The sequence below is a fragment of the Streptomyces sp. NBC_00525 genome (genome assembly GCF_036346595.1).
Classification (GTDB): Bacteria; Actinomycetota; Actinomycetes; order Streptomycetales; family Streptomycetaceae; genus Streptomyces.
In genome coordinates this window covers 6,266,694-6,280,598 of sequence record NZ_CP107834.1, presented here as the reverse complement: position 1 = coordinate 6,280,598, position 13,905 = coordinate 6,266,694, and the positions used below count along the sequence as shown (strand labels likewise).

At 72.5% G+C, this 13,905-nt stretch carries 11 protein-coding genes; 6 read left to right on the top strand and 5 right to left on the bottom strand.

What is annotated here, in order from left to right:
* The first annotated feature begins 529 nt into the window (after nt 1-529).
* From OG710_RS27515 to OG710_RS27505, 3 genes are read left to right on the top strand one after another with little or no spacing between them, the layout of a single operon-like run.
* The gene (locus tag OG710_RS27515) at nt 530-1,600 is read left to right on the top strand and encodes a beta-ketoacyl-ACP synthase III (RefSeq protein WP_330241733.1); all 1,071 of its coding nucleotides are present in this window, start codon (nt 530-532) and stop codon (nt 1,598-1,600) included.
* A gap of 1 nt (nt 1,601) precedes the next feature.
* The gene (locus OG710_RS27510; protein WP_330241732.1) at nt 1,602-1,844 is read left to right on the top strand and encodes an acyl carrier protein; all 243 of its coding nucleotides are present in this window, start codon (nt 1,602-1,604) and stop codon (nt 1,842-1,844) included.
* On the top strand, nt 1,841-3,067 hold the full coding sequence (locus OG710_RS27505) for a beta-ketoacyl-[acyl-carrier-protein] synthase family protein (RefSeq protein ID WP_330241731.1): 1,227 nt from the start codon (nt 1,841-1,843) through the stop codon (nt 3,065-3,067). Before OG710_RS27510 ends, OG710_RS27505 begins: the two co-directional genes overlap by 4 nt.
* A gap of 86 nt (nt 3,068-3,153) precedes the next feature.
* Here the strand turns inward: OG710_RS27505 and OG710_RS27500 are convergent, their stop codons facing one another.
* The 4 genes from OG710_RS27500 to mtnA are packed head-to-tail and all read right to left on the bottom strand — an operon-like array spanning nt 3,154 to nt 7,119.
* Entirely contained in the window at nt 3,154-3,978 is an 825-nt protein-coding gene (locus OG710_RS27500) for an S-methyl-5'-thioadenosine phosphorylase (protein ID WP_330241730.1), read from the bottom strand.
* Nucleotides 3,975-4,733, bottom strand: coding sequence for an acireductone synthase (gene mtnC, locus OG710_RS27495; RefSeq protein ID WP_330241729.1), 759 nt, complete (start codon nt 4,731-4,733; stop codon nt 3,975-3,977). The genes OG710_RS27500 and mtnC overlap by 4 nt, the downstream gene beginning before the upstream one ends.
* Nucleotides 4,730-5,308 (bottom strand): 1,2-dihydroxy-3-keto-5-methylthiopentene dioxygenase, encoded by a 579-nt coding sequence (locus OG710_RS27490; RefSeq protein ID WP_330241728.1) that lies wholly within the window; start codon nt 5,306-5,308, stop codon nt 4,730-4,732. The genes mtnC and OG710_RS27490 overlap by 4 nt, the downstream gene beginning before the upstream one ends.
* The gene (gene mtnA, locus OG710_RS27485; RefSeq protein WP_330241727.1) at nt 5,305-7,119 is read right to left on the bottom strand and encodes an S-methyl-5-thioribose-1-phosphate isomerase; all 1,815 of its coding nucleotides are present in this window, start codon (nt 7,117-7,119) and stop codon (nt 5,305-5,307) included. Before mtnA ends, OG710_RS27490 begins: the two co-directional genes overlap by 4 nt.
* Nucleotides 7,120-8,006: 887 nt before the next feature.
* Here mtnA and OG710_RS27480 point away from each other — a divergent pair.
* The gene (locus OG710_RS27480; RefSeq protein ID WP_330241726.1) at nt 8,007-9,221 is read left to right on the top strand and encodes a PucR family transcriptional regulator; all 1,215 of its coding nucleotides are present in this window, start codon (nt 8,007-8,009) and stop codon (nt 9,219-9,221) included.
* 38 nt (nt 9,222-9,259) lie between these two features.
* Here the strand turns inward: OG710_RS27480 and OG710_RS27475 are convergent, their stop codons facing one another.
* Nucleotides 9,260-10,276 (bottom strand): PucR family transcriptional regulator, encoded by a 1,017-nt coding sequence (locus tag OG710_RS27475; RefSeq protein ID WP_330241725.1) that lies wholly within the window; start codon nt 10,274-10,276, stop codon nt 9,260-9,262.
* A 255-nt stretch (nt 10,277-10,531) separates the two neighbouring features.
* Between OG710_RS27475 and OG710_RS27470 the strand changes: the two genes are divergently transcribed.
* Nucleotides 10,532-12,049 (top strand): amidase, encoded by a 1,518-nt coding sequence (locus tag OG710_RS27470; protein WP_330241724.1) that lies wholly within the window; start codon nt 10,532-10,534, stop codon nt 12,047-12,049.
* Nucleotides 12,050-12,305: 256 nt separating this feature from the next.
* Entirely contained in the window at nt 12,306-13,844 is a 1,539-nt protein-coding gene (locus OG710_RS27465) for a flavin monoamine oxidase family protein (RefSeq protein ID WP_330242356.1), read from the top strand.
* Nucleotides 13,845-13,905 lie beyond the last annotated feature (61 nt).

The following is a 13,905-nucleotide window of genomic DNA, read 5'->3' as shown; positions in this document are numbered from 1 at the left end:
GCGGAATCGCGCTGGAGGGAATGAGCGGGGTGAAGCCGAGGTCTGTACGGTCTGCCGGCCGGTGCAAGGTCCCCCTCCGCTCGGGGGACGTGGCCCGATGGCGTCGACGCCGTGATCCACGAGGCTGCCACAGCCCACCTGCGCGGACAATGACAACAGTCCGAAGAGATGCCCCCGGCGGCTTCCGAATGAGGGAAGCGCACGTGGTGAATCCCGGCCGGTCCGCGTTTCACGGGAATGCCGGGCCGGCGTGCCGGCGCCCGGTGTCCGGGCGGGCCCCAGGTTTGGGCGGCGAAGTTTTCCTCACTTCCGAAAAATGGCCCCCAGGATTTCCGACTCCTGGTCTTGCCCGCGCCCGGAGGCCGGTGGAAGGCTCATGGCGCTCTGGTTCACCTTTCTCCTTTCCCCGCCCGGTACGGAGAGGCGTCACGACTTCCGTTGGCCAAGGCTTATTCAGGGCCTCGCCCCGGAGCCGGCGGATTCGGCGCCACTTCCTCTTCGTCCCTTCAGGACCACGGAGTCATTCGGTATGACCTACGCATCCCCTCGTGCCGCCGTTCTGGCCGGCATCGGCTCCTGGACACCACCCGGTGTACTGACCAACGCACAACTGGCGTCGCGGCTCGACACCAGTGACGAATGGATTCGCTCCCGTACCGGGATCGAGAGCCGCCACCGCGTCACGGCGGGCACCTCGACCTCGGACCTCGCCGTCGAGGCGGGCCGTCGCGCCCTGAAGTCCGCCGGTTCCGACGCGGTCGACGCCGTGGTGCTGGCGACGTCCACGCCGGACGAGCTGTGTCCGGCGACCGCGCCCTCGGTGGCGTCCCGGCTCGGCCTGGGCCGGGTCGCGGCCTTCGACGTGTCCGCCGTCTGCGCGGGGTTCGTCTACGGTCTGGGCACGGCCGCCGGGCTGATCGCCGCCGGGGTCGCCGAGCGGGTCCTGCTCATCGGCGCCGAGGCGTTCACCAGCCTCGTCGATCCCGACGACCGCACCACCGCCGCGATCTTCGGGGACGGTGCGGGGGCCGTGGTGTTGCGGGCCGGGCGGCCGGACGAGCCCGGAGCGATCACCTCGCTCGTACTCGGCAGCGACGGCGGCGGCCGCGAACTGCTGCACGTGCCGGCCGGTGGCGCCCGCCTCCGCGTGCCCGCCGAAGGCGAGTCCCGGTTCCTCCAGTTGCGGGGCCGGGAGATCTTCCGCCACGCGGTACGGCACATGGGCGCCTCCTGCCGCGAGGCGGTCGCGCGGGCGGGCTGGGAGCTGTCGGACGTCGACCGGCTGGTGGCCCATCAGGCCAACGCCCGGATCACGGCGGCGCTGGGCGGCGCGCTCGGCATCCCGCTCGAACGGGCGGCCTCCAACATCGCGCGGGTGGGCAACACCGCCGCCGCGTCGGTACCGCTCCTGCTCGACGAGGACAACGCGGACGGCAGCCTCACCCCCGGCCAACGCGTCCTGATCACAGCCTTCGGCGGCGGACTCGCCTGGGGCGCGGCCACGCTCGTGTGGCCCTCGCTGGACAGCGTCGGCGGCCCCGACCCGTCCGGCGGACCGCACGTACACGACATCACCGACATCACGGCCAAGGAGAGCTGACATGGACAGTTTCGAGGCGCTCAGGAAGATCCTCATCGACGAACTCAAGGTCTCGGCCGACCTGGTGCGGCCGGAGGCGTCCCTGGAGGACGTCGAGTTCGACTCGCTCACCCTCGTCGAGCTGACCGTCATCCTCGAACGCGATCTGGGGGTGGACGTCGAGGACCACGAACTGCGCGACCTGCCCACCCTCGCGGACGTGGCCCGGCTGCTGGAGGACCGGGTAGCCCAGGAGGCGGTATGACGCTGCCGACCGACATCGCGGTCACCGGCCTGGGGCTCGTCACCCCGGCCGGGATCGGCGTCGGGCCCAACTGGGCGGCGGTGCGGGCGGCCCGCGGGACCGCGGCCGCCCTCGATCCCGCGCTCAAGGGGATGCCGGTGGAGCTGTCCTGCCGGGTCCCCGGCTTCGATCCGGACCACCTGCTGGGCGGCGGGCGGGCCCGCCGCCTCGATAGATTCGTCCAGTTCGCGCTGGTCGCCGCACGGGAGGCGCTGGCGGACGCCGGGCTCGACCCGGCCGGCTGGGACGGTGCCCGGGTGGGCGTGGTCCTGGGCAGTGCCGCGGGCGGCATCCACACCTACGAGCAGCAGCACGAGGTGCTCCTGGGCCAGAAGCCGCAGCGCGTCTCGCCGATCCTGCTCGCCATGCACCTGCCGAACATGCTGGCCGGGCAGGTCGCGATCGAGTTCGGCGCCACCGGCCCGAATCTCGTGGTGGCGACGGCCTGCGCCTCCGGCGCCACCGCCATCGCCACCGCGTGCGACCTGCTGACGCTCGGGCGCTGCGATGTCGTCCTGGCCGGCGGCAGCGAGGCGATGATCACGCCGCTGGCGATGTCGGGCTTCGCCAACATGGGGGCGCTGTCCCGGAACGACGGCCGCCCCGAGGAGGCCTCACGCCCCTTCGACCGGGCGCGCGACGGCTTCGTCGCCGGTGAGGGCGCCGGACTCCTGGTCCTCGAACGCACCGCGGACGCGCGTGCCAGGAGAGCCCGCGTGCGCGCCCGGGTCCTCGGCCACGGAACGAGCGCGGACGCCCATCACATCACCGCTCCGCAGCCCGAGGGGCGCGGTCTGGAACAGGCCGTACGCCAGGCCCTGGACGGCGCGGGCGCCTCACCGGACGACGTCTCGTACGTCAACGCGCACGGCACCTCCACACCGCTCAACGACCTCGCGGAGGCGCGGACGCTGCACCGGGTCCTGCCCGGCGGGCCGTTCGTCAGCTCGACCAAGGGGGTCACCGGCCATCTCCTCGGGGCGGCGGGCGCGATCGAGGCCGCCTACACGGTGCTCACCGTCGAGGAGGGCGTCATCCCTCCGACGGCCAACCTCACGGACCAGGACCCGGAGATCGACATCAACGCGGTCACGGTCGCCAAGGCCCACCCGGTCGGCCTCGCGCTGAGCGATTCGATGGGCTTCGGGGGCCAGAACGCCGTTCTGGCCATCGGGGCCGCCTGACCGGCAGCGACGGGGGCCGCGGGCTCCGGCAGCGTGCACGAACCGCTGCCGGAGCCCGCGGCCCCCGTCGCGTGCCCCGGCTCCGTTCAGCCGGTGAGGAAGGGCGCGTCCACCCCGTCCAGCGCGCGGGCGCAGCGGCACGCGCGCTCCTCGGGGAGCCGGGCCACGGTGGCCAGCACGAGATCGCGCAGGCGTCCGAGGTTGCGGGAGAAGACCTCGTAGACGTCCTCCTGGGCCACGCTCTCCTCGGCGTCGAGTCCCGCGTCCAGGTCCGTCACCAGCGCCACCGACGTGTAGCACAGGGCGAGTTCGCGGGCGAGGGCCGCCTCCGGCATCCCGGTCATGTTCACCAGCGACCACCCCTGGGCCGCGTACCAGCGCGACTCGGCGCGGCTGGAGAAGCGGGGGCCCTCGATCACGACCATCGCTCCCCCGTCGACGAGCGGTTCGCCGCCGCCGTCGGCCCCCGCCTTGAGCACGGCGGCCCGGCCGGCGCCGCAGTAGGGGTCGGCGAACGACACATGGGAGACGACGTCGTCGAAGAAGGTCGACGGCCGGCCGGCCGTACGGTCCACCACCTGGTCCGGGACGACGACGGTGCCCGGTCCCAGCTCGCGGCGGAGTGAGCCCACGGCGCAGGGGGCGATGATCTGTGCGACGCCCAGGGAGCGCAACGCCCAGAGGTTCGCCCGGTAGTTGATGCGGTGCGGCGGCAGCGAGTGGCCGCGGCCGTGCCGGGGCAGGAAGGCGACCCGGCGGCCGCCGACCGTGCCCACCGTGACGACGTCGGCGGGGTCGCCGTACGGGGTGGAGACGGTGACTTCCGTGGCGTCGGACAGCAGGGCGTAGAGCCCGGTGCCGCCGATCACTCCTATCTCGGCACGGGCGAGGGCATCACGAGCGGCGTTCATGCGGAGTGCACCTTTCCGGTGTTCTTCTCGGGGGTGGGGCCGGCGTCCTCGGCCGGCCGCACGGACAGGGCGGTCAGCTCGGCCACGGTGGTGTGTCCGGGCAGGTGGGAGCCGCGCGGGTCGTCGTCCCTGCGGACGCCGACGGCGTGCCATCCGGCCTCGGCGGCGGCGTCCAGTTCGGCCGCGCTGTCGCTCAGGAAGAGGCACGTCGCGGCCGGGACCCCGAGCGCGTCCCGGATGCGCCGGTAGGAGTCCGGGGCATGCTTCGGGCCCGCCGTCTCCAGGTCGAAGAGGCCGTCGAGCAGCACGGACAGGTCCCCGAACTCGGTGTGGCCGAACCAGTCGCGCTGGGCCTTCACGGAGCCGGAGGAGTACGTGTACAGGGCGATGCCGTCGTCCCGCCAGCCGCGCAGCACCCCGGGCACCTCCGGGTACACGTGCCCGTGCAGGGAGCCGTCGGCGTAGCCCTCGGCCCAGATCCAGCCCTGGACCTTCTTGAGCGGGGCGGCCTTGACGTCGGCGTCCGACCAGGCGGCCAGCCGGGCCACCGCGTCCGCGACGCCGAGTCCGGGGGACCCCGTCTCCTGCCGTACGCCGGCCAGCAGTTCGGCCGTGCGGGGGTCGTCCCGGTGCTGCTCGAACCAGTCGGGCAGCCGCCGTCGCGCGTAGGGGAAGAGCACGTCCCGCACGTGCGCCGCCGAGCCCGTGGTGCCCTCGATGTCGAGCACCACCGCGTGCGCGCGGACAGCGGTCACAGGTCGCTGCCCGCCAGCTCGTCAAGGCCGGGGAAGCTGCGGGCGATCGGCGCCCCGGTGAAGTCGCCCACCCAGCCGTCCTCCTCCTGGAAGAAGCGTATGGCGGCGAAGTCGGGGCGCTCCCCCATGTCGAACCAGTGACGCACCCCGGCGGGCACCGACAGCAGGTCCCCGGCCTCGCAGAGGACGGCGAGGACCCGGTTGTCGAGGTGCAGCGTGAACAGGCCGCGGCCGTGTGCGAAGAACCGCACCTCGTCCTCGCCGTGCCGGTGCTCCTCCAGGAAGGTCGTACGGGCTTTGGCGGCCCGTTCGCGCCATTCCTCGGTGGGGGCGGGGTGCAGCCGGGCCACGTCGACGAGTTTCATCGAGTCCCGGGCGCGCACCTCGTCGATCTTGTCGCGGTACAGGTCCAGGAGGGCCTGGTCGTCCAGTGCCGGGGTGTCGCCGGTGCGGACCGGCCAGCGCCGCAACGAGACGCCGTGCTCGGCGAGTTCGCCGATGACGCGTGCGTCCTCGCGGGTACGCAGCAGCACCGTCCCCGGTGCGTCGTCCGGCATGACCTGAAGGAGTGTCACGTCGAGTCTTCCTTTCGCGGGAGGCGTCGGTCGGCCGGACGGGTCGTGTCCGGTTCTCCGGTGAGCAGCAGCAGGTGGCACATGGCCTCGACGCACTCCAGACGGTCGCGCGCCTGATCGAGGTCGTCGCCCCAGACGGTGACTCCGTGGTCCGCCAGGAGGAGTACGGGCGGGGGCTCCGGGAGGTCGGCGAGGTGGGCGGCCACGTCGTCGGCGATGCGGCTGACGTCGGGCCAGTTGGGGAAGACGGGGAGTTCGGCGTGGCCGGGGTCCTGGAGACCGAGCCCCTTGAGCAGTTCGAGGTCGCTCAGGGCCAGCCAGGAGAGCCGGTCGGGCGCGCCCAGCCGCCGGGCCATCGCGGTGCTGTACGGCGCGTGCACGTGTATGACGGCATTCGCGTCCACCGAGCGGTAGACGGCCGCGTGGATGGCGGTCTCGGCGGACGGGCGGGGCCCGGCACCGGCCGGGCGGACGGGCCGGCCGGTGGCGGCGTCCACGAGGACCATGTCGGCCGGTCCGAGGGAGCCCTTGGCGAGGCCGCTGCCCGTGATGAGGGCGTGCCGGGGCTCCCCCGGCAGCCGCACCGAGAGGTTGCCCGCGGTCCCCGGCATCCAGCCCTGTGCGTACAGCGGGCGGCAGTGGTCGGCGAGGGACCTGGCCGCGCGCATCCGGTCACCGGACCCGGCGTCGCCACCGGGCCGTTCGCCGAGCCGTTCGCCGGGCCGTTCGCCGGGCCGTTCGCCGGGCCGCCCGGCCGCGGTGGCGTCCGGCTCCGGCGACGGCCGCAGCACCCGTGATTCGGAGACGACCGCGGTGATGAGCTCGCACGGGGTGACGTCGAAGGCCGGGTTGAACACCGGAGCGCCGGCCGGGGCGATGCTGACGCCGCCCAGGGTGGTCACCTCGTCCGCGCCGCGCTCCTCGACCACGATCCCGGAGCCGTCCGGCAGTCGGGGGTCCCAGGAGGACTCCGGCGCCACGACGACGAACGGTATGCCGTGCCGCGCGGCCGCGACGGCCAGGGCGTAGGTGCCGATCTTGTTGGCCGTGTCGCCGTTGACGGCGATACGGTCCGCGCCCACCAGGACGCAGTCCACCATGGACCTCGACATGGCCGCCGCGGCCGCCGAGTCGGGGCACAGCCGGTAGGGGACGCCCGCCTCCCGCAGCTCCCAGGCGGTGAGCCGGGCGCCCTGGAGGAGGGGGCGGGTCTCGTCCACCAGTACCTCGGCCACGCGGCCCCGGTCCGCCAGTTCCAGGATCGTGCCGAGCGCGGTGCCGACCGCCGCGGTGGCCAGCCGGCCGGTGTTGCAGTGGGTGAGGATGCGGAGGGGGCCGTCCGGCAGGAGTCCGGCCACCAGGTCCGCCGCGCGGACGGCGGCGCCGCGGTTCGTGGCAATGTCCTCGTCGATCGCCTCCTGTGCCGCGCGCAGTACCGCGTCGGGTCCCTCCGGCAGCCGTTCGAGCATCCGCGCGACCGCCCAGGCCAGGTTCACCGCGGTCGGCCGGGCGGTCGCGATCCGCTCGGCGTCGGCGCGGACCGCGGCCATGTCGGTGGTGCCGTCGTCCGCCGTGTGCGCCCGCGCGGACAGGGCCACGCCGAGCGCTCCGGCCAGCCCGATCGCGGGGGCGCCGCGCACCGCGAGCGAGCGGATGGCCGCGATCACCTCGTCCACGGTCTCCAGACGCATCCACCGGGTCTCGTGCGGGAGCGCTCGCTGGTCGATGACGCGGACGGCCCCGTCGGACCAGCCGAGCGAGGGGGCCGCGTGCGGGCCGGTGCCCGGGTCCGTGGCAGCGGGGGTGGTCATGGTCCTCCCTTGGGACGTGCCGGACTGGTGTGTGGCGTGTCGAGGAGTGCGTCGCGGCCCGGACGGGCGCCGGCCCGCGGGAAGGGACCGGAGTGCGGGAGGTCGGCGGGGGCGGGGGCTCTGCGATATCGGTCAGCCTGCCACCGCCCGGCGCGCCCGGACAATGACAGCAGCGGGAAATATCTCTTCGCGATCTTCCCGGTCCGGGAAATCGGTGGACCCGGGGGCGCCCGGTTCCCCCGGCATCGCGGAAATCCGCCGGGCGGCGGGTGTCACGGCCCCTCCCCCGCTTCGACGGCATCCAGCGGAACCGGCGCTTCACCTTCCCCATCGCGCCGTCCGGTGTTACCGGGAGTCATGCATTCGCTTTTCGGCCAATTTCCCGGACATGTGATCCCGGTCATCGACAGCTCCGCACTCCGGTGACTCACGGGGCGGGCGACCCGGTGTTTGCGCGGATTCACGCGGCCCTCCGGGACGGAGTTCACATCGGCGTTTCGGCTTACCCGCCCGTACGTTCTCCGGGAGCCATATACTCAAGTCCCGTAAATGGATTACTGACGGTCAAATGACGGGTGGGGGGCACGAGTTGACCGGTACGGGCCGAGCGCCGCGCGCCACCGCCCCTCGCCAGCGCACGGATCACGCCTCCGCCGAAGCGCGGGAACCATGTCTCACGCATCCCGCCCGGCGAAGAGCCTCATGAGCGGTTCCCCACGTCCGACGGGCTGACATCCCGGGAATTCCCTCGTCCGGAAACACCCGGCACCCCGTCAGGCACCCCGCTCCCCACGGCCGCGCCGCCCCTCACCCCGCCCGCCGACCCCCGGACGGGCATCTCCGCGACACAGGTCTGGTTACTCCGAGCGCCGAAGGACTCGATCGAAATGACGGAATCCGAAAACAGTATCCGCCTCTTCACCGAATGGCTTCTGGAGCATCAGTCCGCCCTCACCGACAAAATTCTCACGGCGATCTGGCGCGACGGAATACCCACCAGCCCGCTCGCGACCGATCCGGCGCTTTCGACCGTGGTACGACTGGAAACCGAGATGCTCGTCGCGCAGTTCCTGCGCGGCCTCGGCAAGCGGCAGCAGGTCCCCATACAGTCGCACGGGGCACGGCATCTCGCCCGGCTCGCGGCGCTGCACGGGACGCCGCTGGAGGAGGTCGTCTCGAGTTACCGGATAGCCCACGGCGTCATCCAGGACTTCTTCTTCCAAGCGGCGCGGGAATCGGGGATAGGTTCTTCCTGCGCATTGAGCGTCCTGCAATTCTGCTGTCTTCAGTTACTGCGTCAGACGGAATCCCTCATCGGTCTCGTGACCACCGAGTACGCGGACGAGACGGAGATGATCGGCAGCGACGAGAACGCGCTGCGGCTCCAGGCGGTACGGTCGCTGCTCGACGGGGCGGGGCCGGCGCCCGAACTGCCCGGCTACGACCTGAGCGCGGAACACGTCGCCGTGGTGGCGCAGGGCCCGACGGCGGCGACGCTGGCGGCGTTCGCCCACCAGTGCAAGGACGAGGCGATCTCCGTGTTCACCGACCGCAACGTCGTGTGGGCGTGGTTCAGCGGCTCCATCGGCCCGGCGGACCTCCACGAGGCCGTGGCGGAGCGGGCGCAGCGCGGCTGCCTGGGCGCCGGTGAGCCGGGCAAGGGCCTCGCGGGGTTCCGGCGGTCCCACCGGGAGGCCCAGTCCGCGTTCCGGGTGTGCGCCTGGACGGGGCGCCGGAGCGCGCGTTTCGCCGACATCGAGCCGGAGGCCATCGGCCTCGCGGACGTCGACGCCACCCGCGCCCTGGTCCGCCGCCGCCTCGGACAGCTGATCGGGGGCAGCGCCCGCCACAAGTCGCTCCGCAAGACGCTGGAGATCTACCTCGCGTCCGGCCAGAACGCCCGGTCCGCGGCCTTCAAGCTGGGGCTCACGGAGCGGACGGTCGCCAACAGGCTCCAGGCGGCGCGCGCCCTTCTGCCGCCGGACACCCGGTTGTCCTCCCTCGAACTCGGCCTCGCGCTCCGCCTGCTGCCCCTCACCGCAGGCCGGCCCCCCGGCGCGCCGGGGGGTGTCCCACTGCCGTCCCCCGTCGGACGGCAGTGAGACCGCGGGCCCGGGAACCGCCCGCGCCGGTCTGCCGCTCAGGGCCGCTGGTCCCGGCCCTCCGGATCGGCGGTTCCCAGGGTCTCCAGCAGCCGCAGCGCCAGGGCGGTCTCCAGTGCCCCCGCGTCCGTGCCCGGCGGCAGCAGCTCACTGGCGTGCCGGAGCCGGTAGGCGACGGCCCTGCTGCTGACGTGCAGGCGCCGCGCGGTCTCCCGGGCGTTCGACCCGCAGCCGAGGTAGATGCCGAGCGTCTTGCGGGCGGTCTCCGCCTGGCGGGTCGGCCACGCCAGGTCCCCGAGCTGCCGGCGGATCAGGGTCTGGGACGCCTCGATGTCGGCCAGCGCTATGGCCTCCGGCGCCGCGGCGGAGAAGCGCACCACGGACCGCCGCTGGTACGCGGCGACCCGGAGGGCCATGCGGGCCTCCGCATGGGAGTCGCAGAAGCCCTTGGCGCCCCGGGCCGGCTCGCCCACCCCGACCCAGCAGTCGCTCTCGGCGGCCGCCTCCGCCGCCGCGACGACCACGTCCACCCGCGGGACGGCGATCCATATCCAGCTCAGCTCGTCGTCCGGCCGGACCACGCAGTGCGGTGCCTTGACCGCGCGGACCAGGGTCCGGACGACCCGCTCGGACTCCGGGCCCGATGCGGCCAGCGCGACGTGGTCGCCGCGCACGTTGTAGAAGTCCAGGCTCGCGGGGCGCTCCCCGTCCAGGACCGCCCGGACGGCGCGGAGCTGTCGCGGGCCCCGTGCCCGCATGATCGCCTCCGCCTCCTCGCGGTACTCGACGACCACCAGCTGGGAGAGGTGCTCGATCTCATCGAACAGGCGCCTGGTGCCGAGCCGTACCGCGCCCAGGGCCGCGCTGGTGTCCGCGGCGTCCGGGACGGCGTCGATCAGGGCCTCCTCCAGGACGCGGTGGCCCACGCGGTAGGCGTCCAGCACATCGCGCTCCGGGGTGCCGTTGCGCGCCGCGAGCCGCGCTATGTGCCGCGTCTCCGGGGGGCACAGCGGCTCCGCGTCGTCGGTCAGCGCGTTGATCAACTGATGGATCACGGCACGAGTCTCGGCCACCACCGTGTCCGCGAGCCCCGGTTCGTCGGTCAGTTCCCGGCCAACACCTAATCGTCTGATCCCGTCGACAACTCGCTTGGTCAACACATCTGCGGACACAAGGAGTTGATCTCTGGCAACACACAGCAATTCAGCCTCATCAGTCACAGATGAAGCTTCTCAGGGCGCGCAGCTTTCCGTCGAGGCTTGCACACTGTGCACATGGCATCGCCCGCTTCGAGCCACCACAGTTGGGCCATGAGCACTACCGAAATCCAGCCGCAGACCTCTCCGTCCGAGATCACCGAGTTATGTCTGACCCCGGCGACGGAGCTAGCGAGCCGGGTCCGCCGCCGTGACGTTTCGCCGCGCGAGCTGACCGCCGCCTTCCTCTCCCGCATCGAGGAACGCAACCCCGCGCTCAACGCCTACGTCCATGTGGCGGCGGACCGGGCGATGGCCGCGGCGGCCGAGTCGGAGCGGCAGCTGATGCGCGGCCGCCTGGCCGGGCCTCTGCACGGCGTACCGATCGCCATCAAGGACCTGTTCGACTACAAGGCCGGGATGCCCAACACGTACGGGGTGGCCGCGTTCCGGGACTACGTGCCGGAGCAGACCGCCCGGCACGTCGCCGCCCTCGAGGACGTCGGGGCGATCGTGCTGGGGAAGACCAACACGCCCGAGTTCGGGCACAAGGGGCTCACCGACAACAGGCTCTTCGGGCCGACCAGTACGCCGTTCGCGCTGGGCATGAACTCCGGCGGCTCGTCGGGCGGTTCGGCCGCCGCGCTGGCCGACGGGCTGTGTGCGCTGTCGCAGGGCTCGGACGGTGGCGGGTCGGTACGCATCCCGGCGGCGCTGTGCGGTGTGGTCGGGTTCAAGCCGAGCTTCGGCCGGGTCTCCGACGCGGTCCGCCCCGACGCGTTCCTCTGCCAGATCCCGTACATGAGCAACGGCCCGCTGGCCCGTTCCGTCGAGGACTGTGCGCTGCTGCTGTCGTGCATGGTCGGCGACGACCCCCGCGACCCGACCAGCGTCCCGCACGACGGCACGGACTTCCTGGCGGCGACGCGCAGGGACCCGGGCGCACTGCGCGCCGCGTACCTGCCCACCCTGGGCGGCTTCCCGGTCGAGGCCGGGGTGCGCGCGGTGGTCGACGACGCGGTGGCGGCGCTGGAGCAGGCCGGGGTGCATGTGGACAGGCCGCACTTCGCGCTCCCGGTTCCGCACCGGGAGGCCACCGATCTGTGGGTGCGCAACGCGGGCGCCATCGCCTCGACCGTCGTCGAGGCGTTCGCCGCCGAGGGCATCGATCTGCGCGGCGAGCCCTGGGAGGACTTCCCGTGGGCCCTGCGGGCGATGATCGAACGCACCGACGGCCGCACGCTGATGGACGGCCGCCGTGACCAGATCGTTCGGACGGTGATCTACGACGCCTTCGCCGACCTCTTCGACCGCTACGACCTCGTCATCAGCCCCACGCTGGGGATCGCGGGCTGCCCCAACGGGGACGACGGCTGGACCGTCGGCCCGGACAAGGTCGACGGCGAGGACGTCGATCCCATCCTGGGCTGGTGTCTGACCCAGGTGTTCAACTTCACGGGCCACCCGGCCATCTCGGTGCCGGCCGGGCTCACGGCCGACGGCCTGCCGGTGGGCCTCCAGATCGCCGGCCGGCGCTTCGCGGACGCCGACGTCCTCTCGGCCGCGGCGGCCGTCGAGCGCGTCCGGCCCTGGTCCGCGCACTACCGCATGCTCGCGGCGACCGCCCGCTGAGACGGACGCCCCGGCCCGGAAGATCCGGGCCGGGGGAACTCACGTACGACACAAGCACGTTCATGAAACAAAGCCCATGGAGCCTCGCCGGGCGCACGGCCACTGCCACACCTCCCCCCACACGGCCACAACGTCAACGAGAAGCGGCTCGGACGAGGAATCCCAGGGCTCCGGGGGAACAAAGGAGAAAATGGTGGCACAGACCTCTCGACGCGCATTCCTGAGAGCGGTGGGGATATCAGGAGGCGCCGGTGTGATGTATTCGGCCATGGGGGCGCTCGGCCTGGCACCGGTGCCCCAGGCGCACGCGAGGGCGTTCCGTCCGCCGAGGCGAGGCGACTTCACCTCGATCGGCCGTCGCAACGGCAAGAAGGTCATCGTCCTCGGCGCCGGCATCGCCGGTCTCGCCGCGGCGTACGAGCTGGGCAAGGCCGGGTACGCCTGCCGCGTCCTGGAGGCGAAGAACCGTCCGGGCGGCCGCAACTGGACGGTGCGGGGCGGCACGACGGAGACCGACCTCGACGGCCGCACCCAGACGGCCAACTTCGCGCCCGGCCAGTACATGAACGCCGGTCCCGGCCGCATACCCCAGTCGCACGTGACGCTGGAGTACTGCCGTGAACTCGGCGTTCCGCTGGAGGCGTTCGTGAATCAGAACGCCAACGCGTACATCTTCCACGAGAACAGCGCGGCACTCGCCGGGCAGCCGGTGCGGTGGCGGACCGCGAAGGCCGACGTGTACGGCTATGTGTCCGAGCTCCTCGCCAAGGCCACCGACCAGGGCGCGCTGGACCAGACCCTGACCACGACCGACAAGGAACGGCTGCTGGAGCTCCTCAAGGACTTCGGCGACCTCAAGGGCCGCGCCGACGACTGGGCGTACACCGGCAGCAGCCGCCGCGGCTACACGGTCGAACCCGGGGCCGCCCTGGAGGCCGGGACGGTGCTCGCCCCGCCGCCCTCCCTCTCCGACGTCATCGCGAGCGGGCTGGGGCTGCGCTTCTCCTTCGAGTTCGACTACCAGCAGGCCATGATGATGTTCCAGCCGGTGGGCGGCATGGACGCCATCCCCAAGGCGCTGGCAGCGGCGATCGGCAGCGACCGCATCGAGTACGGGGCCCGCGCGGCCGCCGTCCTGAACCGCACGGACGGCGCCTCGGTCACCTGGGTGAACGCACAGGGCCGGACGGTGACGGAGTGGGCCGACTACGTGATCGCGGCCATCCCGCCGATGGTGATGGCCCGTCTCAAGCACAACCTCGGCACCGGGGTCACGGACGCGCTGCTCACCCCGCAGCCGTGGGAAGCCGGCAAGATCGGCCTGGAGTACCGGACCCGGTGGTGGGAGACGGACGAGCGCATCTACGGCGGCGTCACACCGACCGACAACGACCTGGGCACCATCTGGTACCCGTCGTACGGTTACCACGGCGACCGCGGTCTGGTCATCGGCTATTACCACGCCCTGGAACCCGCCGCCGAGTACGGCAGGCTGCCGCACACCGACCGTGAGCGCAGGGCGGTCGCCGAGGGGGTGAAGATCCACGGCGAGAAGTACCGCTCCGAACTGGCCTCGTCCTTCAGCGTGGCCTGGCACCGCACCCCGTTCATCGAAGGCGGCTGGGCGGGCTGGGAGTCGCAGACGGGGATCGCGTACCAGACCCTGAACCGCCCGGCCGGAAACGTGTACTTCGCCGGTGACTGGCTCAGCAACACCATCGCCTGGCAGCACGGAGCGTTCACCTCCGCCCGCAAGGTGGTCACGGAGATCCACTCCCGAACGCTGGCCCGGTAGGACGCCTGCTCCCGTCGCCGGCCCCGGGCGGGGCCGGCGACGGGAAAGGGTAACGAGCAGG